Below are 24,981 nucleotides of genomic sequence, written 5' to 3'. Positions count from 1 at the left end.
CAGGCGGGGGGTCACCTACCGGCCAGTCCCATTATAGAGCCTCATGAAAAGAAGAGGAAAGTCCTTTTTGGGAACTGCAGCATCACTTAACGATGATTTTATTACCGTAGGTACCATCAATCGTCAGGCTGGACTTCCCCTCATTATCCTTAACGATGGGTTCAAGGGCCTGCGCAAGGATTTTCCACGCCCCCGGCGTATCGGGGAGAAGCAGCGTCACACCTTTCATTCCATGAAGGTCCACGACCAGACGCAAGCGGAAACGTCCACCCTGTCGTTCCACGATCACTCGCGAAGCCTCTTTCAGCCACCCAGTCCTCTGCAGTCCCTCGACCCAAAGTAAAACGTCTTTCATCGGCAAAAGCGCCTTGTGGACGTTTTTCGACGGATCATGCTCAACGGGTGCCATCAACTCCGAAGACCACTCCATGACAGGCACGTCGTCCGGAACGGCATAGAGATTCAGGAAGTGAGGATCGTCGACAGGCCAGATCAGCCCCTTTTGTGAGACCCCCCATCGGATGCCCTCCCAAAGAAGAAGGAAGTTCGGCTTCAACGCCTCGTACTGAAGCTCAATGGCTCCCCATCCTTGTAATTGCCACGTCACCTGGACGGGAAACATCGATTCCATCTTTTGTTTAAAGTTGCCAAAGTCAAAAATCCAACAAGGCCAAAACCGCTCGCTAGAAGTAGTTAGATTTTGCCACGCAAACAATTCCACGCCACCATCAGGAGGAGAAACAATAAAACTCCTTAATCTCATAGCCTGTATTTTGTTTTCCAAAGAAAAGAAACAACCAACAAAAAACACAAAAATCATCACACATGCAAATTTTGATCTATGTCCAAGGCTCACCGATAAGCTTCACCTCTAAATCCAGCCATTTCCCATGTCTATAGAGAACGATGTTTCGACATTGCTGGATTAGGTTCCAAACATCTCGAGAGGAGGCATTGCCATCATTTAATATAAAGTTAGCGTGATCAACTGAAATTCTAGCATTGCCACAACATAAACCCTTACATCCATATTTATCCAACAAAAATCCAGCAAATTCTCTATTGTTCGCATTTTTAAAGACAGAACCAGCAGAATAACCATGTTTAGGTTGACTAGAACGTTTTAATTTAAAAAAATTAATATTCTCTGTTATTGTGCTTTTATTGGACTTTGTAAATTTTAAACATGCTTTAGTTATAAAACTTCCATCATTCAGTGGAATTGATTCCCTATACGCCCATTTGATGTCTTTGTCTATCAATTTTTTCACAGATAAATTTTTTTCTATTCTTTCGACCCATACAACAGAGTTTCCGGCAGAATACCCATTCACCCCGGCATTGCCAACTAAAGCCCCACCCAATGTACCGGGTATGCCTACCATGTGCTCCCAACCAGAAAGTCCGTTGCATAGCGTTATTTTCAATATATCCGCTACCAAAACTCCCGCTTCAAAAACAAAAATTGTATCGCTTATTTTATCTATTTTTTTAAGTTTCTTGGTTGAAATAACAATGCCGTCAAAACCGCTGTCATGGACAAGCAAGTTGGTTCCGCCACCAAGGATAAAATACGGAATACTATTTTTAGCTATAAAATCCAAAATGGGCAAAAGCACTTCGACACATTGAGGCTCGATGATGGCCGTAGCCTTGCCGCCGATTTTCCAAGAGGTATGGTTTTTTAGATCTTCATTTAATTTTAATTTATTTTTAGCTATATCCTCAAGCTCCGACAGCCACAACATTCTGTCCTTTTCCTTTTATCGCATTCAGCAGCCGTTTGCCCAGCTTGTTGATATTTCCGGCTCCGACCGTAACGACAAGGTCACCAGGCCGAATTTCAAGGAGAAGGCGTTCGCCAAGGTCATCCAACGTGGGAGCCATGAGAAGTTCCGAAAAACCTTGCTGTCGCATGGCCTCGCCGATGAGATTGGAATCAACACCAGGAAGGGGCGATTCATCCGCCGGGTAGATGGGGGCAAGGGCAAGAACGTCGCAAAGAGAAAGAGCCGAGGCGAAATCACGACAGAGAGCCGCCGTCCTCGTATATCGATGCGGCTGGAAGGCGACGAGAAGTCGTCGGCAGGGGAAGATCTGACGAAGGGCCGTTAACGTCGCCACAATTTCTCGCGGGTGATGGGCATAATCGTCATAGACGTCGACTCCCTCGGTCCTGCCCACAAATTGCAGCCGCCGTTTGGCTCCCCGAAAGGCCCCCAGCGACCTGATGGCCTCGGTAAGGTTGACACCCAGAAAATCTGCGGCGGCCAACGAGGCCAAGGCGTTGAGGACATTATGCTCACCCGAAACGCTGAGCTGAACTTTACCCGTAGCGATGCCTCGACGCAGCAGCTCGAAAACGACCCCGCCTCCGGCAAGATGTTCGATACGCTGAGCTCCCCAATCCCAAGAGGGGCCCAAACCGTAGGTGATGAGTCCGGAGAGGTTTTCTCGGGCCAAAAGCTTGCGGACGCCGACATCTTCGGCACAGAGGACGGTTACCCCCTCGACGTGTCTTTTGGAGAGGAAACGGGAGAAGCCGTCAATGACACTGTCAAGATCGGGATAGTGGTCGACATGGTCCCAGTCGATGTTCGTGACAACCGCGACATGAGGAGCGAAGAGCTCAAAAGAACCATCGCTTTCATCCAGCTCGGCGACCATCACCGCCCCCTCGCCCAGCTTGGCGTTGCAGCCGATGTCGCAAAGCTCCCCTCCGATGGCCACTGTGGGATTCTGCCCGCTTCTTTCCATGATGAGGGAGATCATCGACGACGTCGTCGTTTTCCCGTGAGTGCCGGCCACACCGACGCCGATTCGGCTGTTGAAAAGAATGCTCAAAACCTCGGCTCGTCGTGCCGTCAGGATGCCCCTATTCAGGGCCTCTACGATTTCAGGATTGGTGGCGGCAACGGCGCTGCTGTAGATCAGCAAATCGGGGTTGTAGCGATCAAGATGGTCCGAACCATGCCCCAAAGCCACCTCGATGGAACGAGCCTCCACTTTGTCTGTATAACACGTGCGAGCGACGTCGCATCCGCTGACCTCATACCCCAAATCCTTGAGAAGAAGGGCAAGACCGCTCATGCCCGCTCCTCCGATTCCCAGAAGATGGACGCGCTTTGCGTCCATAACCTTCTGTCGCTCGACATCCATAGAGCCCTCTCCCTTCAATGTGTATCGGTGAGAACCCTCCACAGTGACTGACATATGTCATCGCCGGTGAAGCCGGGTATCGATCTCCCCTGATCTGGTCCTTGATCGGGCTTCATCCGGACAGCCTCCAGGAGGTCCGGTATATCTTCTGAACGATGGACGCCTTCGAGCCAGAGAGAACCGCCGCCCAGGGCTTGGAAAGAGCACGCATTGGCAAGCTGATGATCGTCACAGGCCTGTCTCCAGGGAACGACCAAGGCCGGTATTCCCCAAAGCAGAAGCTCCCAAAGCGTCGAGGCTCCGCCACGGCAAAGGGCAAAATCGGCCAAGGAAAACAGAGGAGCCATGTTCCACGTCCGAGGCAGCCGCAGGAACGTTTCTCTCCGCCAGGTCGGCTCCGACACGGTGCCGATTTCGACCAGCAACCAGTCACGGAACGAACCGGAAGAGACAACGCGCTCAGCAAAGGACTCAAGATCACTGCTTCCCAAAGAACCGCTGAGGACAAGCAGCATCCGCCTCTGCGGACAGAGACGACCAGACACCAGTTTATGCCAAGCCTCGTCGCGATGCAAACGATTGACGGAACGAATGGGCACGCCCGTAAAAAAAGTGGTCCCCTCCTTGAATGGTTCGCACCTCGGCCAGCCGGAGGCCACGGGAAGACCCCATCTTTGTGCCAGGACAGTCACCTGTCCCGCCCTCGCGTTCTGTTCATGGATAACTTGGCGTATACCAAGCATCTTGGCCGCCATCATGACAGGCAAGGAGATATAGCTGCCGAAAAGGCAGACCGCGTCAGGTCTCAAGCGACGCAACAACTGAAGGGAACGGAGAAAGGCGAGGACTAGGTTTTTCCATCTTTTTGCGGAATCCCACCCGCAAACCCCCCGGGGAGAGCCCTCAAGAGGTAGGACATCGGGCTCGATACCGCAATAGGCATAAATGTCTTTTTCCAGGGGGCGGTCACCGCAGACGTAGAACAGTTCCGTACCCGGATGCTTCTTCCGTATCCAGTCTCCGAAGGAAAGAGCCGGGAAAACATGTCCCCCCGTACCTCCTGCGACGAAGACCACCCTAAGAGGCTTCACTGCGGAACGCCCTCCCTTCCTGATTCTTTGGCGAGTCCCAAAAGCAGGCCTATCTTGATCCACATGGAGACGAGAGAACTGCCCCCATAGCTCAGGAAGGGCAGCGGCATGCCTGTGAGAGGCAGAAGCTTGGTTACTCCCCCCACGTTGATGATCATGGGCAGGAGAACGGAGAGCCCCAGTCCCCAGACAAGAAGAGCGAAAAATGAATCTGTCTGGGTTCTGGCAAGTTTCATGACGCGAAAGGCCCAGAAGGCGAAAAGAGAGAGGACCAGGGCTGTGCCTGGGAAGCCCAGCTCTTCGGCTAATACGGCGAAAATAAAATCCGTGTCGGAGGCAGGTAGATAGTGTAATTTCTGAAAACCCTTGCCCAATCCCACGCCCCAGAATCCGCCGTTCGCAAAGGCGACCAATCCCTGAATGACCTGAAAGCCGCTGTCCCTGGGATCTTTCCACGGGTCGAGGAAAGCCCAGATGCGACGTAGCCGGTAATTCTCGCCGCGAATGAGAAAGGTGACGATCAGGGCCAGGCCAGCCCCTCCTCCGAGAGGATAGCGCCACCCGTGATGATCCACATAAAGCCCCATGCAGAGGGCCGTCAAAAGCAGCGTTCCTCCCAGATCCGGCTGCAGGAGGACAGGCAGAACGGAAAGGGAGAGGAGCAAAAGCGTTCTGGTGAAAGCTCTCTTGGGAGTAAGCTCCTCGACGGTGAGCCTGTTGGCGAGATGGGCAACGGAGGCCAGCGAGAGAAGCTCGAAGGGCTGAAAGGAGAAGGGCCCCAGACGCAGCCAACGAGAGGCTCCTCCGGCGGCATGGCCGACGAGCGGGGCAAGGCTGAGCCAGGTGAACACAAGAGCCAGAACCCAGAAAGGGGCCGTAAGCCTGCGCAACCAGCCGAGAGGAATCATGTAGGTCATGACCATGGCGGTCAAACCTATTCCAAGAAATTGAAGCTGCCTGAGGCCGAAGACGAAGGGATTGCCGAAAAGGGCCAGAGAGCGATAGCTAGTCGTCGAGGAGATCATCAAGATTCCCAGTCCCGTGAGAACGAGAGGGATGGCCCAGATGAAAGGGTCCGGGCCACATCTCACCTGGTCAGGGCTTTCCCGTTCCATGGGCCTTTTCCTCGACAAGCCGCCGGAAATGCCGTCCTCTCTCTTTATAGTTGGGATACTGATCCCAACTGGTACAGGCAGGGGAAAGAAGGACCATCTCGCCTGACTCGGCTTCCTCCAACGCCCGGTCGAACGAACGGGCCAGGTCCTGCTCGATGAAGTAGCGACGGAAACCCACGGAACAGAGGGCTTCGGCGATAGATTCCGCTTCGGCTCCGAAAAGCACGGCCGCCTTAGCCTCGGCTTTCACGGCCAGGGCAAGTTCGCCGTAACTTTCGCCTTTGCCTTTTCCTCCCAGAAGAATGACCTTGGGCCCTTCCAGCGAGGTCAAGGCCGTTATCGTCGCAGCGACATTTGTGCCCTTCGAATCGTCGACAAAGGTCACTCCGTCAACAATACCGACGACTTGACAACGATGGGGCAGTGCCTCGAAAGAGCGAAGCCCGCCGTCGAGGCTTCCCGTTTCAAGCCCGGCCAGAGTGGCTGCGGCGGAAGCCATTGCCGCATTCTCCAGATTGTGCCTTCCGGGAAGGGAGAAGACCTCCCTTTGAAAAAGGCATCGCGAACCGTCTCCCGTCAAAAGAGAGGCCCCGTCAGCAGCCAGCAGAAGATCACCTGCGGAAAGGCCTCTATCATCCCAAGCGAGGCGGCAGCGACGCACCGTCTCCTTCAAAGAACCCGTCAGGACCTCTTCGTCTGCGGCACGGAAAATTCCCCATCCCCCATCTTCGACAAGGGAGAAAATGTTCGCTTTCGCTGCCACATAAGCCTCATATGACCCGTGCCAATCGATGTGATCGGGCGCAAGGTTCGTCAAAAGAGCGCCGCAAAGACGGAGCTTTCGGGCCCAATGCAACTGAAAGCTACTCAGCTCGACGACGAGATAATCAAGCTCTCTCCCGGCGAAGTCCGCCAGGGGAGCTCCGATATTGCCGGCGGCCTCTGCGCGCAAGCCGCCACAACGGAGGAGATGGGCAAGAAGGGCCGTCGTCGTCGTTTTGCCGTTGCTGCCCGTGACGCCGATCAGCCTGGCTTTCAAATGGGGATAGACATAGTCGGCCTCGCTGACGAGTGGCAAACCCCGTTTTTTAGCCTCCTTTATCGGCGCTGCCGTGGGTGCGATTCCGGAACTGACGATGACAAGGTCACATTGCCAGGCTTTGTCGCTGTGACCTCGCTCTTCCAGTTCTATCCCCGCCGCATAGGCCCGGTCTTTTACCGCCTCCGATATGGGCCCCTGATCTGAGAGCAGGAGAGAGGCGCTTTCCTTGGCAGCCAGAAGAGCCGTGGCAAAACCGCTGATTCCGGCGCCGATGACGGTCACTCGCTCTTTGCCGGTAGTCATCTGCAACATGGTCTCCCTCCTGAAAAGCCATGAATCAGGCGATAATCATTAAAATGAGACCGAGCAGAAACACCATGCCCAATAAATGCAAGAGCCAAAAACGCAACACGATCTCCGTCTCATTCCATCCCAACAACTCAAAATGATGATGGATTGGACTCATGAGAAAAATTTTCTTTTTTCTCACCCAAATAGAGAAAAGCTGGATAACGACAGAGATAGCCTCTATCCCAAAGATAAAACCCAAGGGGAAAAGAGCAATAGTCCATTGAGAACGAACGCATAGAACAATAAGCAATCCTCCCAAAAAATGAGCACCAACATCTCCCATAAAAATTTTAGCCGGATGTCCATTGTGCCACATAAAAGCCAAAGAAACCGCAGCGGCAATAACAGACAAAACCATCCATGGAGTTTTGAAAAAGAAAGCCCCAGCTATCATTGATATAGAAAAAGCACCAGAGGCCAAGCCATCAAGCCCATCCGTGATATTAACAGCATTAAGAACACCAACAGACATGAAAAGCAAAATTGGAACTGATATGCCAGCAGAAAAGACTTGACCAGGCCAAAGAGAAAGACCTTCACCAAAACTAACCAGCAAAGCCCATGGAAAACAAAAAAATATCTGAAGGGTCAGTTTTTGAAGGCTGCTGAGCCCCTCGCTGGAATGCCTCATGAATTTCATCCCATCATCTACCAAACCGATGATGGCCATTGCTGTGGGGAAGAAAAGAACAAGAAACAATTCGCTATCAGTAAGGTCAATAATCGGTCGCGCTAAGACCAAACCAATAAAAAAGGCAAAAGGGAAAACGATGCCACCCATTGTCGGCGTGCCTTTTTTTGTTTCCAAATGTCGTTGTGGTCCGTAAGCCTTCAACGTCTGGGACACATTAAGACGCAGAAGACAACGGATCCAATAGCCCTGAAGAAAGACGGCAGCACAAAAAGTAAGCAGTGAAGCAAAAATCAAACGAATAATCATAATGACAAGGCTTTCTGCACGACTCTTTCCAATTTCCAAAGACGAGATCCTTTGACGAGAAGAGCTTCGCCAGGCGCCATCTCTTCTGTCAGAAGGGCAATGGCCTCATCGGCTCCGGCAACCCTTCTCGCTCCAGGAGGAAGGGTTGCCGGCCACCCCTCTCCGAGTAGGAGCACCCTTTCCGGCAGAGGAGCCTCGCTGAGCAGCAGCCTGTGAAGATCGGCGGAGGTGGGGCCCAATTCCCCCATGGCTCCCAGAAGAGCCCAATTGCCCTCTGCCCCGGCCACTTCACGAAAAGCCGTCAAGGCGGCTCTCATCGAGAGGGGGTTGGCATTGTAGGACTCATCGACGACTACCCCCCCCTGACGGCGCGAAAGCACTCGCCCTCGCCCTGTCAAGCTCCGTTGATCCCGAAAGGCACTGCCAAAGTCATCAATGCCTAAATAAGAGGCCACGGCTCCGGCAAAACCCATGGAGTACGCGTGATGACGACCGAAAAGACGGCTTGCGAGCTCCATCTCTCCTCCCTCATAGTGAGCGCGGACAAAAAGACGAACACCTTCTTCATCTTGGTCCTGTGTCGTCTGAACGAGGCGAAAGATCGCCTCTCGATGGTACCCCACGGATAGAATGTCAACTTCTCGAGAGAATGAGGCCATCGCCTGCCGAAGAGCGTCGTTATCTATATTATAGGACACAGCCCGCAAGTTGCGGGAACGAAGGATCTCCAGCTTGGCACGAAGAACCCCCTCTATGCTCCCCAGCCCCTCGAGATGGGCCGGGGCCACCTCGGTGATGACGGCAAGATGGGGAGGGAAGAGATCCACCATTTCAGCGATCTCCCCCCGATGGTTGCAGCCCATTTCGAGAAGGAGCATCTCCGTGGCGGAATCCATCGCGAGCACGGTTAGGGCGCAGCCAAGGGCCGTATTGTGGCTTTTTCGGGCCTGATGAACCCGAAAGCGTTTCGCCAGGACAAGCGCCGTCAACTCGCGGCAGGTCGTCTTGCCGACGCTGCCCGTTATGGCCAGAATCGTCTGGGGAGCGACCTCTTCCAGATAGAGACGCGCCAAATCGACGAACGAGGCCTCCGAATCGCGGGAAAAGGCCAACGCGGCGGCTCCCGAGCGCGCAAACCGATCCCTCCAGGGCATCAGCCCCTCCCTCTCCCCAAAAAAGACCTTGGCCCCGCGATCAAGGGCCTCGCCGATGAAACGATGGCCGTCGTGGTGCTCCCCTTTGAGGGCGAGGAAAGCCTCTCCATCCTTTATGAGGCGGCTGTCTACGACAACGGGAAGAGGCAGCAGGACATCTCCACCCCAGAGTTCGCCATGAACGAGAGGAGCCGCCCACGCAAGTGAAGGAGACATGCCGTTCTTCATCGTAAGGGAAGCTCCCCGACCTCTCCATTGAGCCTCGCCCACTCCAATACGGTTTCCGTATCGTTATAGGGCTCTTTGTGATCGCTGAAGAGGATGAAACGTTCCGGTCCTTTGCCCCCTATCAGGACGACATCTCCGGCATGCGCCATGGAAAGCGCCTGAAAAACGGCCTTTTTTCGATCGATCTCAATGGCATAAGGAACGGATCGACTGATTCCTTCAATTCCTACGGCAATCTGACGGGCAATCTCTCGAGGGTTTTCACTTCGGGGATTATCGGAGGTGATCAGGACAAAATCAGCCAGGGAAGCGGCGATAGCTCCCATGGCGGGACGGTTTTCGACGTAACGCTCGCCCCCGAGGCCAAAGACGGCAAAAATGCGCCCTTCCGTCACCTCTCTCAGTGCCGTTAAAACGTTTTCAAGAGCATCGGGGCTGTGGGCATAATCGACGACGGCGCAGCTGCCGTTGCGGAAACAGTAGCGTTCCATTCTGCCGGGCACCTGAGGGATACGCCTCATGGCAACCTTGAGATCGCTCTCCTTGAGGGAGAGCGTCTCAACCAGGGCCAGAGCCCCGGCTGTATTGTAAACATTGAAGTTGCCCATGAGGGGGACGTGAAGCCCCTCTACAGAACGGCCGTCAGGGAAACGGATATCAAGAGTCAGGCCACTGATATCCATGCGACGCCTCTCCACCCGGAGCCCCCGCTCCACGTCGGCCTTGAGGCTGAAGGGCATGAGTTGATCCGGCCAGCGATCGTGAAGCCTGGCTCCATAGGGATCATCGACGTTGACGGCACCTTTCCAGCCGGGCTTCATGTATTCTGAAAAGAGCCGACTTTTCGAGGCAAAATAGTTCTCCATGTCACCATGGTAATCCAAGTGCTCCGGAGTCAGGTTCGTAAAGAGCGCCCTATCGAAGAGGCAACCGGCGAGCCTTCCCTGCTCCAATCCGTGAGAGGATGTCTCCATCACACAGCTGTCGCATCCCGCCTCGACCATCCGGGCCAGCCAGCGATGGATGTCGCAGTTTTCGGGAGTCGTTCGATCGGCCTCCACGTCGCAGCGTCCGTCAGAGTAGACGATCGTTCCGATCAGGCCGGAACGGCGACCGGCCTCGGCCAGGAGATGGCGGATCAAATAAGCCGAGGTGCTTTTTCCGTTTGTGCCCGTAACGGCCAGGAGTTGGAGCTTTTCGCAGGGAAAACCGTGAACGGCCGAAGCCGCATGCCCCATGGCCCTTCGGACGTCGCCGACGATGATCTGAGGAAGGGGGATATCCAAAGGCCTCTCACAGAGAAGAGCGGCCGCTCCTTTGGCGACGGCCTCCTCTGCGTAATCGTGACCATCGGCCCTGCAGCCCGTAACACAACAAAAAAGCGCCCCCTGCTCGACTTTCCGGCTATCCTGAGTCACATCACGGAGAAAGAGCTCTTCGGGACAGGAAGGCACTCTCAACTCAAATCCGCACTCCATCAAGTAACGCACGAGATCGACCATCTTAATCACTTTCCGAAGACCTCCCACCCTGGATTTCCTCTGCAAAATGGAGGTAATGCATATCCTCAACGATGTGTCGAAAAATGGGAGCGGCGATTTGTCCTCCGTAAGTCATCGTCCCAGCCGGCTCTCCGATAACGATGAGCAGAACGAACTGAGGATCGTCCCAGGGCCAGAACCCGGCAAAGGAGGCAACATAGCGGTTTTCCGAATAAAGCCCCTTTTCGGCGACCTGTGCCGTACCCGTTTTACCTGCGATGTCCGCAAGAGACGTCGATGCCGCCTTTCCCGTTCCGACCGCGACGACCTTTCGCAGGACACGTCGGAGCCACTCTGCCGTTGCCGGGGCCAGGACATCCCTCAAAACCTCTCTCTGCGACTCATAGATGACTGCCCCCCGACCATCCGCAACGCGACGGACAATATGAAGGCGCAGCAACTTGCCGCCGTTCGCGATGGGCAGATAGGCTTGCGCCAGCTGCAGGGGAGTCAGGGCCAGCCCCTGCCCTATGGCGATGTTGGCCGGCACGACACCGCGCCATTGGTCCGGAGGCCGAAGCAACCCGATCTCTTCGCCGGGCAATTCCACTCCCGTTGCCACTCCAAGTCCCCACTGGCGAAGCGTCTCATAGGCCCGATAGACGTCAAAGCGCATCCCTATCTGAGACATTCCCACATTACAGGAGTTTACAAGGATATCCTCAGGTGTCTCCAAGCCAAACGCCTTTTTATTGACATTGCTAATAACAGCATCGGCTATCTTAATAGATCCCTTGCCAACAAATTTTTCATTAGGGGAAATCCACTTTTCCTCCAATGAAAATCCGACTATAATTGGCTTTAAAGTAGACCCAGGTTCGTAAACCCTACTTATGACATTATTGCGCAACAACTCAGGCTCAAAGCTTTCCCGAATATTGGGGTTGTATTTCGGCCAGCTTGCCGAAGCCAAGATATCCCCAGTTCTTGGATCAATACAAACGGCAGCGCCCCATTTGCCTCCGGCACTACGAACTCCTTCATCGAGACGTCTTTCAATCACATGCTGGAAACGCGAGTCTATAGTCAACACAACGCTTCCTGGCGTATCATCCGTGACAACTCCGTCGTCTATAGTGGTTAACAAATTGCCTGCAGCATCTCGTATTAAAAAACGAATTTGAGGAGGAGCGTAAAGGGCTAGATCCCAATTTCGCTCAATTCCAGCCAGTCCGTTATCATCCACATCACAATAGCCCAAAACATGAGAAAGAAGATCTTCTTGCGGATAAATTCGCTTTTTTTCCTTCAAGAAAGATATGCCTTCCAAGGAAAGATCTTGAATAGGCCGAGAACGATCTGGCGATATTTTCCTGGCAATCCAGTGGAAACGACCGGGAAGGCTTGACGAGAGGAAAGATAAAGTACGAGGCGGCAGAAGTCCAGCAAGCTTCACAGCCTGGCCTGGCTCCCAAAACTTAGGATCGACAAAAAGACTATAGGCAGGAACGGAAACAGCAAGGGGGATTCCATTACGATCTAGGATCGCGCCTCGGTTCGTGCTTACAGGAACACGAACCCAATATTGACTATTGGCTTGGGCGACAACTCTCGGATCAGGAGTAAAATGAAGCCTGTAGAGATGAATAAAAAGAACAACAAAGACGACCCATACCGGGCCCCACGAGGAGAGGCTTCCCTTACGACTCAAAACAACCCCTCACAGACGGAATCGATTTAGTCCTTTGCCGAGGCCTCGCGGCCGACGATTCTAGCGAAGCGCTCCCAAAGGGAGATAGGCGCTGCCTCCTCGCGGAAGAGATCGCTTGCGCCATCGGCCTGAACCTTGCAAACGACGATTCGCGTTGCGTAGCCCATGCCGAGTTCAGCATGGGCATAACTATACACCCTCGCTGGAGAGAGTAAAGAAGCCAGCTCCTGCCTCAACAGCAACTGACGCTCCTGAGCTTCATCGACAAGGCGCGTCACCTCACTCAGGCGATGCTCCAGATAAACCGCGTAAAGGCGCATACTCCCAAGCCCCAGGAGGAGGAGAAAGGCGGAAAGGAGCAAGAGCGCCCATTGGGTTCTCTTCAGCCTCCTCTCAATTTCCATACTCTCCCTCCCCCTCTGTCTCCAGACGGAAGACTCGAAGTTTGGCGCTTCGGGCTTTATAGTTACCCTCTATCTCCGCTTCTGTCGGAATGAGAGGTTTACGCGTAAGTTCCCGGCCCAACCCCTCCTGCTTCCACGATCGGAAACGATGTTTCACGACGCGATCTTCTAGGGAATGGTAACTGACGACGATGACACGACAGGGATCGGCTCCTATCTTCGCAACGGCATCAAGCGCTTCCTCAAGGGCTGCGATCTCATCATTGACGGCGATTCGAAGAGCCTGGAAAATTCGCCTGGCCGGGTGACCACCCATTTTTCGCTGAATCGGCGCGGGCAGAATACTTCTCACGACGGAAACCAGCGCCCCTGTCGTTTCAATAGGCCCCTTTTGAAAGACATGGCGAACGATTCCCTTGGCCAATGGCCAGGCATAACGCTCTTCCCCATAGAGTCGAAAAATTTCCGACAATTCTTGCGGGGAGGAATTGTTGATCCAATGATAGGCACTTTTCCGTAAGAGAGGTGACATGCGCATGTCAAGCGGTCCATCTTCGTTGAATGAAAACCCCCTCTCGCGTTCCGTCAGTTGAAGGTTGGAGAGCCCCAGATCGAAAAGAATTACGGAAAATTTTTCCGGAAGAGAGGCAACAAGAGCACTAATCTGGCGAAAATTCCCCTCAAGAGCCCTAAAGCGAGAGGAAAAGGGGGCTAAACGTTCTTGAGCCAGCCGAAGAGCCTGTGGATCCTGATCGATACCCAAGACAGAGAGGAGGGGACACTTCACGAGAAGGGCCTCACTATAACCGCCCAAGCCCAAAGTGGCATCGACAGCCCAGCCCCGAAGCTCCTCCGGCACGTGTTCCAAAACTTCCGTGATCATGACCGGCACGTGCTCCGTCATAGCCCTTCGACCTCCTCGGCTATCTCTGCAAAATCGTCCAAAACCTTTTGGCTATATTCCTTCCAACTCGCCGCATCCCAAACTTCGAGATGATCTCCGGCCCCCAGAACGACGACATCCTGGAGAATCCCTCCATGTTGCCTCAAGGGGGCTCCGATAAGAATGCGACCGGATCGGTCAAGCTCCAGTTCCTGGGCCGTAGCGAGAAGCACGCGCAGAAAATCTCGGGTTTTCCCCTTCGGGAAGGGCAAATTTTGAACTTTCGTCAAGATTGAACTCCACCGTTCCCGGCTGTAGATCGAGACGCAGTGACCGATTCCGGCGCTGGCAACCATACCCGCCTCCATCGGTTCACGGAAAGGCGCCGGCAACACGAGTCTGCCTTTTTCATCCAGACGGTGTTCGTAACTCCCGATGAACATGCCTATGCCCCATTCCCCTCCATAGCCTCCCACTTTGTCCCACCTTACCATGACAAAGGCATAAATAATGGGCCTTTGGAATCAATTTTCTCCCAAGGCCCTAGGTCTTTAGCATTATTTAATTCCTTCAGCGTTGCCTTTGCCGATTCATTTCATTCATTTAAAACAATTAGAGGGAGTATCCCGTAAGCCGGGTCCTGTATGCGACAGCCATTTATCTAGGACTGCGCTCTCGCGCAGCCTCAAGCGACCGTACCCGGGGGTCAGCGGGCCGCTTCATCCCCCCCTATTCGGTCTTGCTCCGAGCGGGGTTTGCCTAGCCCGACGGTCACCCGACGGCTGGTGAGCTCTTACCTCACCTTTTCACCCTTACCGGCCTGAACCGGCGGTATGTTTCTGTGGCACTTTCCCAGGTTCACACCTGCTGGGCGTTACCCAGCGCTCCGCCCTGCGGAGCCCGGACTTTCCTCTCCCCTGACGGGCAGCGGCTGCCTGTGATACTCCCTCAAGGGACGATTTTACCATGAAAAGAGAAGAAAGGTGCAAAGGAACGCTAGAATCCTTATAATAAAAGCTCGGCGGTCTGCCGTCGAATCGACCTCTCGAGGAGGGCCAACGTTGGAAAAAGACTACCCGGCACCGCCAGAGTACGAACGCTTCAAAACCGAGATTCAACGGCTTACAGGCATTGACCTTAATGCCTATAAGTATCAAATTCATCGAAGAGTTCACATGTTGATGCAACGCTGGGGCATCAGCTCCTATGAAGATTACTTCAAGCTAATCAAAGACAATGAAACGAAACGCCGAGATTTTCTTGATTATATAACAATTAACGTGTCTGAGTTTTTCAGAAACCCACAGCGCTGGTGGGAACTAAAGGACAATGTAATACCCCATCTCATTGCCTTGCGAAAAAATAAAAAGTTAAAACTATGGAGCGCAGGATCTGCCACGGGCGAAGAGCCTTACTCTTTAGCTATCCTTGCCACGGAGCTTGGGCTTGAATCTAAAATTTTAGCTATGGACATTGACCAAGGCGCGATCGCTAAGGCAAGAGAGGGCATTTACAACATCAGGCAGATCGCAGGAGCGCCTTCGGAATGGGTTAAACGTCATTTTTCTACGATAGACTCAGAAAAGGTTAGAATCAACGCCGACATTCGGCAAAAAGTCGATTTTCGCAGAGGGAATTTAATAGAGGATGCATTTGATGAGTCTTCTTTTGATTTGATATTATGCAGAAATGTTGTTATTTATTTCTCCCCTGAAACCAAATCAAAGCTATACAAAAAATTCTATGATGCACTTAAGCCTGGAGGTTTTTTGATGGTCGGAGCAACTGAGCAAATATTCGAATACAGATCGATAGGCTTTAAGTCAGCTGGCCCCTTCCTTTACTCTCGGCCGGAATAAATCGCTGCAAGACAAACATATTCCGCCGTATTTGCTTGAATATCATTTATTTCGTCTTTTGTTAATTCTCTAACGACTCTACCTGGCACTCCCATGACCATTGATCGCGATGGAATTTTTTTCCCTGGTGAAACGACGGAGCCTGCGGCCACGATCGATTCTTCGCCGATCTCCGCCCCATCCAAAACGGTCGCCGACATGCCGATGAGCGAACCTCGACCGATGCGGCAGCCATGCAGCACAGCACAATGGCCGACGGTCACGTCTTCGCCGATGACGACGGGGAGCGCTTTCGTCACGTGGAGAACGGCACCGTCCTGGACATTACTTCTGGCACCCACTCGAACCGCCTGAAGATCTCCTCTCAGCACCGCATGAAACCAGACGCTGGCACCCTTTTCGATGACCACGTCCCCCACAAGAACGGCGGAGGGAGCCACAAAAGCTCCCTCCGCCACCGAGGGAAGGCGGCCTTCAAAGGGCACGAACACCGCTTCGTCGGTCAATCCCGCCACCTCTTCCGATCGTTTCTTCGTCAATGAGATCGTACAATCTCCTTGATGCGCATGAGACGGCTCAACCCCGCCCGCTCTTGCTCGTCGAGTTTCATCGTTATGTAGCGAGCCGTTTCCTGGAAGGAGGGGATGAGGACGTGTTCAAGGGCATTAACGCGCCGTCTCGTCTTCTCGATCTCCGTCGCCATCAGCTTCAGCCCCTTCTCCTCGGCGGCGAGATGAATCAGCCTGGGCAGGAGGGCCGAAAAACGCTCCAGCGAGAGATCGAGACTGCCCGACGTGTTCGCCAGGCCATAGGAGAGCCCCTCTCCTTCCTGATGCACTTCGTACTCGGGAATGAGGACACTCATGACGTTGCGCTGCCCGACTTCGACACGACAGCGCATCGAAGAGATCATGAGGGCCTGCTCAAGCATGACGGGAAGCGTCTGGGCACGGGCGAGAAGGAAGCTCTGGTAACAGAGGGCCAGCTCTTTCTCCAGCTCTTCCCGGAGGGCCTTGACTTGACGCGCCCTTTCCAGGAAAGCCTTGATCAGAGCGTCCTGCTTGTCCTTGAGCAGCTTATGTCCCCGTTTGGCGACGACAAGACGCTTTTTGAGCCTTGAGAGCTCCATCCTGTTGGGGTTGACGCTAAGTCGCTTTGCCATCGGGCCTCACCTCAAGCCTTTACGGAAGAAGGATTTTTTTCCTCTTTTTCCTGGAGAATCGGCTGAAGATACTTTTCGATGTAGGCATCGCGAACCCGCTTGAGCTCCTTGACGGGAATGAGAGCGAGAAGCTCCCATCCAAGGCCCAAGGTCTCTTCGATGGTGCGATTTTCATACTCACCCTGACGAACATAGCGATCTTCAAAGGCATCGGAGAAGCGGGCAAAGGCCTTGTCCTCTTCCGTCAGGGCTCCCTCGCCGAGTATGACGGCAAGCTCCTTGGCCTCTTTTCCTCGGGCGTAGGCGGCAAAGAGCTGGTTCATCAGGTCGGCATGGTCCTCACGCGTCTTGCCGGCTCCGATGCCCTTGTCCTTGAGGCGGGAAAGGGAGGGCATGACATCGACGGGAGGGAAAATGCCCTTGCGGTGGAGCGGGCGTCCCAGGATGATCTGCCCCTCGGTGATGTAGCCCGTCAGGTCGGGAATGGGATGGGTTTTGTCATCCTCCGGCATGGTCAGGATCGGGAACTGGGTGATCGATCCCTTTTTGCCCTTGAGACGGCCGGCCCTCTCGTAGAGAGTCGCCAGGTCCGTGTAGAGGTAGCCCGGGAAACCGCGGCGCCCCGGGACCTCTTTGCGGGCCGCCGAAATCTCACGCAGGGCCTCGCAGTAGTTGGTGAAATCGGTCAGGATGACGAGAACCTGCATGTCCTTCTCGAAGGCCAGATACTCGGCCGTCGTCAGGGCCAGACGAGGCGTCGTGATTCGCTCGATGGCAGGGTCATCGGCCAGGTTGACGAACATCGCCGTCCGTTCGATGGCGCCGGTCTTCCGGAAATCTTCCATGAAGAAGGAGGCCTCTTCAAAGGTGATACCCATGGCGGCGAAGACGACGGCGAACTCTTCGTGGCCGCTGATGACGGTCGCCTGGCGGGCGATCTGGGCAGCGATGCGGTTATGGGGCATGCCGCTTCCCGAGAAGATGGGAAGCTTCTGGCCGCGTACGAGAGGGTTCATGCCGTCGATGGTGGAAATCCCCGTTTGAATGAACTCGGAAGGGTAATCCCGCGAGAAGGGGTTCATGGGATTTCCATTGACGTCAAGAGATTTTTCGGGGATGACCGGGGCCCCGTCGTCGATGGGCTCGCCTCGGCCGTTGAAAATACGGCCCAACATGTCACGCGCCACGGGAAGCGTGAGCACCTTTCCCAGGAAGCGGACTTTTGTGCTGGCGACGTCGATACCGCTCGTTCCCTCGAAAACCTGTACCATGGCCCGATCGGTCGTGATCTCGAGGACCCGCCCCCTGCGGCGTTCGCCGTTGGAAAGCTCAATCTCGACCAGCTCGTCGTAGCGCACATCGCGCACCTTTTCGACGATCATGAGAGGTCCGGAAAGATCGGAGATGGTCCTGTACTCCCTAGGCAACATCGCTCTCACCTCCAGCGGAGAGAAGATCGCCGAAAACCTGCTTCAGCTCTTCTTCCAGTCGGTCCAGATCTTCCAGCTTGGCCTCTTCGAGATAGCGCATACGGGAGATGCGGTCACGAATGGGAAGATCGAAGACTTCCTTGAGAAGAGCCCCCCGCTTCAGGGCATCCATGGCCAGATGGTGGAAGACAAGGATGTTGCGGAGCATGCGGAACTGTTTGTCCATGGAGGCATAGGTGTCGATTTCGTGGAAGGCGTTCTGATGGAGGAAGTCCTCCCGGAGAGACTTGGCCGTCTCGAGGACCATGCGCTCCTCTTTGGAGAGAGCGTCGATACCGACGAGGCGGACGATTTCCTTCAGACCGTTCTCGTCCTCAAGGAGGGACATGGCCTCGATTCGGAAGACACTCCACTCCCCTTCGTAACGGGCATCCCAGTACTCTCCGAGCTTTTCCGCATAGAGGGAGTAGCTGTCGAGCCAATTGATGGCCGGGAAGTGGCGCTGATAGGCCAACGTGGCGTCAAGCCCCCAGAATACCTTGCTGACGCGCAACGTGTTCTGCGTGACGGGCTCCGAAAGGTCTCCTCCCGGGGGGGAGACGGCACCGATGGCGCTGATGGCACCCTCCCTTCCGTCGGAACCGAGGCAGACGGCCCTTCCCGCCCGCTCGTAGAAAGAGGCGAGGCGAGTTCCCAGATAGGCCGGGTACCCCTCTTCGCCAGGCATCTCCTCGAGGCGACTCGACATTTCCCTCAGCGCCTCGGCCCAACGCGAGGTGGAATCGGCCATGAGAGCCACGGAGTAGCCCATATCCCGATAGTACTCGGCGATGGTGATCCCCGTGTACATGGAGGCCTCTCGGGCGGCCACGGGCATGTTGGAGGTGTTGGCAATGAGGACGGTCCTCTTCATCAGAGGCTGTCCCGAACGGGGATCTTCCAGCTCGGGGAACTCGAGAAGGACGTCGGTCATCTCGTTGCCCCGCTCGCCGCAGCCGACGTAGACGACGATCTCAGCGTCGGCCCACTTGGCCAGCTGATGCTGGATGACGGTCTTGCCCGATCCGAAAGGCCCAGGAACGCAGGCCGTTCCCCCTCGGGCGATGGGAAAGAGCATGTCGACGACGCGCTGTCCCGTCGAGAGAGGAACGACGGGAGGAAGGCGCCTGGCCACGGGACGTCCGACACGGACAGGCCACCTCCGCAGCATGGTGACGTTCGTCTTCTCGGCTCCGTCCTTAATGACGGCGACGGTCTCCTCGACGGTGAACTCTCCGGCACGGATCTCACTCACCTCGCCGGCAAGGCCCTGCGGGACGAGGATGCGGTGTTCGACGAGGACCGTCTCCTGGACGACGCCAAGGACGTCTCCTGCCGCAACGCGATCGCCCTTTTTCACCTTGGGAACGAAAGCCCACTTGCGAGTCCTGTCTATGGACGGGACGGAAATGCCGCGGGGGATGAACGAGCTTCCCGCTACCTCTTCGATGAGACGGAGAGGTCTCTGTATGCCGTCGTAAAACTGTTCGATGAGTCCGGGCCCGAGCTCAACGCTCAACGGCTCGGCCGTGCTCGTGACCGGTTCGCCCGGCATGAGCCCCGACGTCTCCTCGTAGACCTGGACGGAGGCCGTCTCGCCTCGGAGCTCGATGATCTCTCCGACGAGCCCCATATCCCCCACGCGAACGACGTCAAACATGCAAGCTCCCGCCATGCCCTCGGCCACGACGAGAGGACCTGATATTTTAGCGATGGACCCTTTTATGATCTTGTCGTTGGCCACTCTGTATCGCCTCCAGCCCTGTCTTTACTGAACGGAAAAGATGTCCATGCCGACGGCGCGCTCGACGCTGTCTTTGATGGAGTTGATGCCGACCCCCTGCGATCCCTTAAGTCCGGGGATGGGGATGATGGCCACGGAATGCTGCTCGTTGAGCTCGTCGATCAACGCTTTGTGCTGGAAATAGAGATCTTCCAGAAGGAAGATGACGGCATAACCGGAACGAGCCAGTCCGGCTATCAGGGAGGGAAATTCGGACCGTTTTTCTCCGTCTACATAGTGAGGCTCCACTCCGACGGATTGAAAGGGGAGAGCGCTCTCGTAGTCTCCGACAACGGCAAGCTTGAGATCGCTTTCCTTAAACATGGCGAAGCAACCCCCTTAGAAGTTCCTTTTCAGCCCCGTTGCTCTTACCTACGAGAAGAATCCGAACGTTTTTCGTCTCCATTTCCTTCATCCACAGATAGCGAAGAACGTTCTCCGGAGCGAAGGGGCTATAACGATAGGGATGGATGGCTGAAGAGACATAGTCATCCAACATTTTCTCCATCTCTACCAGGAGAAGCCCCAGATCGGACCCCCTTGCGGAGAGACTGATCAGAGTGGGTCCCACTGCCGTAAAGGCAAGGGACCTGCTCCAGAACTCGAAGGGTTCGCTGTAGATGGACAGCAGATGGTCCACCGGTACATGTCCTTCATCGTGGAGAAAGAGGCGAACCTTGGAAAGATCCGTACCCGTTCTCTTCAGCCTTCCCAAATTACGAACATTTTCGGCGTCGATGCGGGCGGAGATCCAATCGGAGATCCCTTCGGAAGGGACCTCGCGCCCCAAAGCCATCATGGTCCGGAAAAGCTGAGCATCGATGCGCCTCTCGATTTCAGGAAGCGTTCCGTTCTGATCCCATAGGGCGATGCAAGCCGGAACGACAGCGGCCAGTCCGAAAGGAAGCATTCGGTAGTCTTCACTTTCAATAGCCGTGATCAAATCGTCGGACGGCACCGTACCGAGAGAGGAGAGAAGATCCCACCGCCTTACCTCGCCCGAAGCCTTACGAAAGAGGCTCTTCAGGATGACTTTGACGTTGTGGAAATCGTAAGGAAGCCGATAGAGGTCGACGAGTTGCAAATCGGGCACGAAATGTTGCGCTTCTCGGAGGACATAATCGAGCTCGGCCTCCACGATACGGTCAAAATGTCCCTCTCCGCCACTATCAGCCATCCACTGAACGTAGCCGGTCTCTCCCAACACTTTTAGAGCCCCAGAGAGATCGTCGCTATCGAGCATACGTTGCATAAGGGATGACTCGATAAAGCGACTCTCCATAGCACGGAGCCTCGAAACGGCATAGCCGTAACGCTCCGATTGGGCCATCACCTCACCTCCCCGGATCAACTCGAAAAGAGACGTGTCACAACGTCCTTCTCGAGTTCCTCGCGCAGGGAACGGACCAGCATCTCGAAAGAGCAATTAACATCAACCAGACCACGACGAAGGATGAAACCGCCTTTGATAGGAAGTCTATTTTCAGCAAAGACGAGTCGAGTCGTGTTTTTCTGGTTAAAACTCTCAAGCCATGCAGAATCGAGATTTTTCTCTTCCTGCCCGACGATAAAAAACTCATCACCTGTAACTATAGCTTTTTCCAGAAGCTTTCCACAAAAACTCATATATTTCTTCTTATCCATGCTTTGTAGCTTTTTTAAAGCCTCAGTAAAGGACTGATCGATAAGTTCCTGTTTCGCACCCAGGTCTACTTTTCGCACATCAAGACGAGCGACAACGTCACGCCGGCGAAAAATTTCGGGTTCATCCTTGGCCAACTTAGCTCTGAGGTTGTTCTCCATCTGGACGGCCGCCTCCGCGGCTTCCTGTAGGACAACCTTGGCCTGGGCATCGGCCTTGGCCAACAAAGATAGAGCCTCCTGCTTGGCGTCTTTTTCGATCCTTTTTTTAATGTCGGCGAGAGACATCGGAATCTCCTCCGCCGCAGCTAGAGCTGAATGCCGTTGAGAAGAATGATGCTCAGGAGAAGAGCGAGAACGGCGTAAGTCTCGACCATGGCGGGAAGAATGACAGCCTTCCCCGTCTCTTCGGGCCTCTTGGCAATCATCTGAATACAGGCCGCCGATGTTTTGCCCTGGGCAATGGCGGAGAAATAGCCCACAATGGCGATGGGAAGACAGGCAAAAAGAATGCCCAGGCCCTGATAGATGCCGACGCTAACGCCTTCGCCACCACCGAGGAGACCGATCTTGAGGATGGCGACAAACGCGATGAGCAGACCATAGATTCCCTGCGTGCCGGGAAGAGCCTGCAGGAGAAGGACGAGACCGAACTTACCGGGATCTTCTGTCATGACGCCGGCACCACACTGTCCCGCGATACCGACTCCAATGGCCGACCCGACGCCGGCAAAACCCGCAGCAAGCGCTGCCCCACAGACGACCAGAGCAATTCCCAGATACTCCATTGTTCAAGCACTCCCCTCAAAGATGTAGGATACCAACAGTTGGAGGCTACTCTGCCCCTTCACAGATGGTGACGTGATCGGTCCGATAGCGGAGAGGGTCGAAGGTGCGCCCTCCAGAGACATAGAACTTGCTGAAAAACTCGACGTACTGAAGGCGGAGCGAGTGGACAAAGGCTCCCAGGACATTGATGGCCAAATTGAAGAGGTGGCCACCGACGAAAATAAGAGCCCCAAAGATCCAACCCACGTAAGGAACACCGCCAACAAGATCAGACAACATGTTGATGATCATGGCAACGGCGGACGACGCAAGACCGAGAGCGAGAAGACGACTGTAACTGAGGACATCGCCGAGATAGGATGTCAGGTTGTAGAGGCTGAGCACTCCCGAAACGATTTTACCCACGATCGTCGGCTTGTGCCTTCCCTGAGTCGCGACCAGGATCACCACGCCGCCCCAACCAAGCACTTTGCCCAGCGAAGCGAGGGTCCCACCCAAGAAGCCACTCAATCCACCAGCGTAAAGAAGTATACCCACTAAAAGAGCAATCCATCCACCTTGATCAGCAAAAGCTGCCACTTTATCGCCTTTTTTGAAGTTATGAATCAGCGCAACAGAAAGTCCATACAAAATTTGGATTACACCCAAAGCAAGAGATATAATCAAAAATGTAATCGGATCATTCAGGGGATCAAGGAACGCAGGAGCATTCTTTATGGGGGCCAAAAAAGCTAGAAAAGGGAACACATCAATCATATCCCCAAGCCATGAGCCAGTAACCATACCCATAAAAATGGTGGAAATTCCACCCAATCCCAAAATAGAGAAAAAACGCCTGGAATCTCCGACCATGTGATACTTTTTAATGGCACCGAAAAACACAAATGCGAGAAGGAGACCATAACCGCCGTCCCCTAAACACATTCCAAAAAAAACAAAGAAAAAAGGAGCCATTAACGAAGTTGGGTCGATAGATCCGTAGGCCGGAGCCCCATAGAGACTAGTCAATGGCTCATAGGCCCCAAAAAAACCACTATTATCCAAAAGAACAGGTGGTTTGTCCGTTTTATCCGGATCCGATATTCTATAGTCTATTAAATTTTCAAACCGCTTTATTTTATTTTTAAAGCTTAGAATGCTCTTTTCTGGAATCCAAAAACTTAAAAAAACGATCTTCTCAGTAGATCCGGCCCCTTTGACAACCTCAAAGCGATCAGCTAAAACTGAAAGATAATCAGAAAGCAAGCGAAGCTTAGGCACCCATTTGTCAGCAAGCGATACAGCTCTATCTTCCGCTTGAATATTTTGTTTTTCAATAATTTCTAAAGACCTAGCGATCATTTTTTTTTCTTTTTCTGGGAAATCCACCAAACTCTCGTCAAGATCTATCCTAGATAAACCAAATTGAGCGCAAGCGTCCAAAATCTCTCTTTCTATTTCTTTGCTATACACTATAGCCAAATATGTTTCTTTGTCGTTTTTTTTAGATTCACTAGAATAAAAATCCACTAAATCACTATCTAGTGAAGCCACAAAATCTTTAAGTCCAACAAATTGAGATGTAGCTACAGATCCAAGTATTCCATGAACCTTAGCTGTACCTTGACTAAAAAAAGCAAGGGGGAAGCTCATGCCACTAAAATTAACCAAAACATCTCTTGTCGTCTTCAAGAAAGTTTCTTTTGACCTTAAATTAGAAGACTCTTTTTCCATTTTCCTTATTTCTTCAGATAGAGCAGGAATCATGTTGTTGTTAAAAAGACACTGCAGCTCATTTAATTTATATTTGGGTTTTGGGGATAGCATCTTTCCTATCCCGCCATCGTCTTTGTACTTTGGCTCCAAAAATCTGAGAAGAAATTTAATTTCGGCCTGGACATTTTCGAAGTCATTTTCCTGAAGGTCTTTTTTTGTTGTCTCTATTGATTGGTCATTTACCTCTTTGATTTGTTCACAAAAACCCATTTGCTGCAATTCTGCAACCAAATCTTCTGTAACGGATTTATGAGCAACAATATCAACCCTTTTAAAGGATGCTATCGCCATATCGCTTCACCACCTCATCACCGATCCAGACGGAAACCGCCTCTACTCGGGCCTGGTGGGATTCTACGAAAGCCCTGGCATCCTGCTTTCCCTTATCAATCATTTCTGTCGCTTTCAACTCTGCATCCGCTTCCAAGCGCTGAACTTCCTCGGTCATCTTTCTGTGCGAGTGCTGTTTGGCCTCCTGTATCGTCTTCTCCGCCGTGGCTCTGGCCTCCGCAAGGACTTTCGCCGCTTCCGCCTTGGCCGTAGAGAGAATCTGTCGGGCTTCTTCCTCGGCTGAACGGATCTCGTCTGCTACATTGAAACTCATCGCCAGTCCTCCTTCCGATGGGATAAATCGGCTGTCATGCCATTACCGAAATACATCCCCTCCGCATTGTATAGGCATGCCGGTAATGTGTCAATTTTAACAAGGCTTATTCAGCAAGAAGACGAAGATCAAATGGAAAATTCTGGATATTTTACCTAAAAAAAAGCTCCTGCGTCACCTAGCTGGCTCAGAAGGCAGGAGATGTCCCTATGATAAAAGGGGCTTGCGCCCCTTCTCTGTCGGATTTGGAGCGGACAACGGGATTCGAACCCGCGACCCTCGGCTTGGGAAGCCGATGCTCTACCACTGAGCTATGTCCGCCTGTAACGCCATGTAGTATAGCGAGCTGCGCCCTCTTTG

The 24,981-nt window shown here is 53.6% G+C and carries 25 protein-coding genes, 1 tRNA gene and 1 other RNA gene; 2 read left to right on the top strand and 25 right to left on the bottom strand.

Features of this window, described 5'->3' with window-relative positions:
• Positions 1-82: 82 nt before the first annotated feature.
• From KAR29_RS06730 to KAR29_RS06695, 8 genes are all read right to left on the bottom strand, one after another.
• On the bottom strand, positions 83-856 hold the full coding sequence (locus KAR29_RS06730) for a hypothetical protein (protein WP_274374823.1): 774 nt from the start codon (positions 854-856) through the stop codon (positions 83-85).
• Complete coding sequence (murB, locus tag KAR29_RS06725; protein ID WP_274374822.1) at positions 840-1,748, bottom strand: UDP-N-acetylmuramate dehydrogenase; 909 nt, start codon at positions 1,746-1,748, stop codon at positions 840-842. Before murB ends, KAR29_RS06730 begins: the two co-directional genes overlap by 17 nt.
• Positions 1,726-3,135 (bottom strand): UDP-N-acetylmuramate--L-alanine ligase, encoded by a 1,410-nt coding sequence (gene murC / locus KAR29_RS06720; protein ID WP_274374821.1) that lies wholly within the window; start codon positions 3,133-3,135, stop codon positions 1,726-1,728. Before murC ends, murB begins: the two co-directional genes overlap by 23 nt.
• Positions 3,136-3,173: 38 nt before the next feature.
• A complete protein-coding gene (locus KAR29_RS06715) occupies positions 3,174-4,235 on the bottom strand; it encodes a UDP-N-acetylglucosamine--N-acetylmuramyl-(pentapeptide) pyrophosphoryl-undecaprenol N-acetylglucosamine transferase (protein WP_274374930.1) in 1,062 nt (353 codons plus the stop codon).
• Between the two features lie 11 nt (positions 4,236-4,246).
• On the bottom strand, positions 4,247-5,365 hold the full coding sequence (locus tag KAR29_RS06710; protein WP_274374820.1) for an FtsW/RodA/SpoVE family cell cycle protein: 1,119 nt from the start codon (positions 5,363-5,365) through the stop codon (positions 4,247-4,249).
• Entirely contained in the window at positions 5,346-6,719 is a 1,374-nt protein-coding gene (gene murD, locus KAR29_RS06705) for a UDP-N-acetylmuramoyl-L-alanine--D-glutamate ligase (RefSeq protein ID WP_274374819.1), read from the bottom strand. The genes KAR29_RS06710 and murD overlap by 20 nt, the downstream gene beginning before the upstream one ends.
• Before the next feature lie 25 nt (positions 6,720-6,744).
• Positions 6,745-7,593 (bottom strand): phospho-N-acetylmuramoyl-pentapeptide-transferase, encoded by an 849-nt coding sequence (locus KAR29_RS06700; RefSeq protein WP_274374818.1) that lies wholly within the window; start codon positions 7,591-7,593, stop codon positions 6,745-6,747.
• A 101-nt stretch (positions 7,594-7,694) separates the two neighbouring features.
• Positions 7,695-8,969 carry a UDP-N-acetylmuramoyl-tripeptide--D-alanyl-D-alanine ligase gene (locus tag KAR29_RS06695; RefSeq protein WP_274374929.1) on the bottom strand — a complete coding sequence of 425 codons (1,275 nt, stop codon included), beginning with the start codon at positions 8,967-8,969 and terminating at the stop codon, positions 7,695-7,697.
• On the opposite strand from KAR29_RS06695, the gene KAR29_RS06690 reads away from it, so the two are divergent.
• Complete coding sequence (locus tag KAR29_RS06690; protein WP_274374999.1) at positions 8,916-9,059, top strand: hypothetical protein; 144 nt, start codon at positions 8,916-8,918, stop codon at positions 9,057-9,059. The genes KAR29_RS06695 and KAR29_RS06690 overlap by 54 nt on opposite strands.
• A 17-nt stretch (positions 9,060-9,076) precedes the next feature.
• Here KAR29_RS06690 and KAR29_RS06685 read toward each other — a convergent pair whose 3' ends face one another.
• The 6 genes from KAR29_RS06685 to rnpB all read right to left on the bottom strand — a co-directional run bounded on the left by KAR29_RS06685 (position 9,077) and on the right by rnpB (position 14,506).
• Positions 9,077-10,582, bottom strand: coding sequence for a UDP-N-acetylmuramoyl-L-alanyl-D-glutamate--2,6-diaminopimelate ligase (locus KAR29_RS06685; protein WP_274374928.1), 1,506 nt, complete (start codon positions 10,580-10,582; stop codon positions 9,077-9,079).
• A 1-nt stretch (position 10,583) separates the two neighbouring features.
• On the bottom strand, positions 10,584-12,272 hold the full coding sequence (locus tag KAR29_RS06680) for a peptidoglycan D,D-transpeptidase FtsI family protein (RefSeq protein WP_274374817.1): 1,689 nt from the start codon (positions 12,270-12,272) through the stop codon (positions 10,584-10,586).
• 26 nt (positions 12,273-12,298) lie between these two features.
• A complete protein-coding gene (locus KAR29_RS06675; protein WP_274374816.1) occupies positions 12,299-12,676 on the bottom strand; it encodes a hypothetical protein in 378 nt (125 codons plus the stop codon).
• The gene (gene rsmH / locus KAR29_RS06670) at positions 12,666-13,580 is read right to left on the bottom strand and encodes a 16S rRNA (cytosine(1402)-N(4))-methyltransferase RsmH (RefSeq protein ID WP_274374815.1); all 915 of its coding nucleotides are present in this window, start codon (positions 13,578-13,580) and stop codon (positions 12,666-12,668) included. The genes KAR29_RS06675 and rsmH overlap by 11 nt, the downstream gene beginning before the upstream one ends.
• A complete protein-coding gene (gene mraZ / locus KAR29_RS06665; RefSeq protein WP_274374814.1) occupies positions 13,577-14,002 on the bottom strand; it encodes a division/cell wall cluster transcriptional repressor MraZ in 426 nt (141 codons plus the stop codon). The genes rsmH and mraZ overlap by 4 nt, the downstream gene beginning before the upstream one ends.
• A 171-nt stretch (positions 14,003-14,173) precedes the next feature.
• Positions 14,174-14,506, bottom strand: an RNA gene (rnpB, locus tag KAR29_RS06660) — RNase P RNA component class A.
• 114 nt (positions 14,507-14,620) lie between these two features.
• Here rnpB and KAR29_RS06655 point away from each other — a divergent pair.
• Positions 14,621-15,418: a CheR family methyltransferase gene (locus tag KAR29_RS06655; RefSeq protein ID WP_274374813.1), complete on the top strand. Its 798-nt coding sequence runs from the start codon at positions 14,621-14,623 to the stop codon at positions 15,416-15,418.
• Here KAR29_RS06655 and KAR29_RS06650 read toward each other — a convergent pair.
• The 11 genes from KAR29_RS06650 to KAR29_RS06600 form a co-directional block, all read right to left on the bottom strand.
• Complete coding sequence (locus KAR29_RS06650; protein ID WP_274374812.1) at positions 15,400-15,957, bottom strand: gamma carbonic anhydrase family protein; 558 nt, start codon at positions 15,955-15,957, stop codon at positions 15,400-15,402. The genes KAR29_RS06655 and KAR29_RS06650 overlap by 19 nt on opposite strands.
• Complete coding sequence (locus KAR29_RS06645) at positions 15,954-16,580, bottom strand: V-type ATP synthase subunit D (RefSeq protein WP_274374811.1); 627 nt, start codon at positions 16,578-16,580, stop codon at positions 15,954-15,956. Before KAR29_RS06645 ends, KAR29_RS06650 begins: the two co-directional genes overlap by 4 nt.
• Before the next feature lie 11 nt (positions 16,581-16,591).
• Entirely contained in the window at positions 16,592-18,010 is a 1,419-nt protein-coding gene (locus tag KAR29_RS06640) for a V-type ATP synthase subunit B (RefSeq protein ID WP_274374810.1), read from the bottom strand.
• Complete coding sequence (locus KAR29_RS06635; protein WP_274374809.1) at positions 18,000-19,793, bottom strand: V-type ATP synthase subunit A; 1,794 nt, start codon at positions 19,791-19,793, stop codon at positions 18,000-18,002. Before KAR29_RS06635 ends, KAR29_RS06640 begins: the two co-directional genes overlap by 11 nt.
• A 24-nt stretch (positions 19,794-19,817) precedes the next feature.
• Positions 19,818-20,156: a V-type ATP synthase subunit F gene (locus KAR29_RS06630; RefSeq protein WP_274374808.1), complete on the bottom strand. Its 339-nt coding sequence runs from the start codon at positions 20,154-20,156 to the stop codon at positions 19,818-19,820.
• Entirely contained in the window at positions 20,149-21,162 is a 1,014-nt protein-coding gene (locus KAR29_RS06625) for a V-type ATPase subunit (protein ID WP_274374807.1), read from the bottom strand. Before KAR29_RS06625 ends, KAR29_RS06630 begins: the two co-directional genes overlap by 8 nt.
• Positions 21,163-21,179: 17 nt before the next feature.
• The gene (locus KAR29_RS06620; protein ID WP_274374806.1) at positions 21,180-21,761 is read right to left on the bottom strand and encodes a V-type ATP synthase subunit E; all 582 of its coding nucleotides are present in this window, start codon (positions 21,759-21,761) and stop codon (positions 21,180-21,182) included.
• 20 nt (positions 21,762-21,781) lie between these two features.
• The gene (locus KAR29_RS06615) at positions 21,782-22,261 is read right to left on the bottom strand and encodes a V-type ATP synthase subunit K (protein ID WP_274374805.1); all 480 of its coding nucleotides are present in this window, start codon (positions 22,259-22,261) and stop codon (positions 21,782-21,784) included.
• A gap of 46 nt (positions 22,262-22,307) precedes the next feature.
• Complete coding sequence (locus KAR29_RS06610; RefSeq protein WP_274374804.1) at positions 22,308-24,308, bottom strand: V-type ATP synthase subunit I; 2,001 nt, start codon at positions 24,306-24,308, stop codon at positions 22,308-22,310.
• A complete protein-coding gene (locus KAR29_RS06605) occupies positions 24,289-24,621 on the bottom strand; it encodes an SPFH domain-containing protein (protein ID WP_274374803.1) in 333 nt (110 codons plus the stop codon). The genes KAR29_RS06610 and KAR29_RS06605 overlap by 20 nt, the downstream gene beginning before the upstream one ends.
• Before the next feature lie 246 nt (positions 24,622-24,867).
• Positions 24,868-24,942 (bottom strand) — tRNA-Gly (locus KAR29_RS06600).
• Positions 24,943-24,981: the final 39 nt, after the last annotated feature.

The sequence above is a fragment of the Aminithiophilus ramosus genome (genome assembly GCF_018069705.1).
Lineage (GTDB): Bacteria > Synergistota > Synergistia > Synergistales > Aminithiophilaceae > Aminithiophilus > Aminithiophilus ramosus.
The sequence above is the reverse complement of the archived record's forward strand: the minus strand, read 5'-3'. Positions and strand labels throughout refer to the sequence as shown.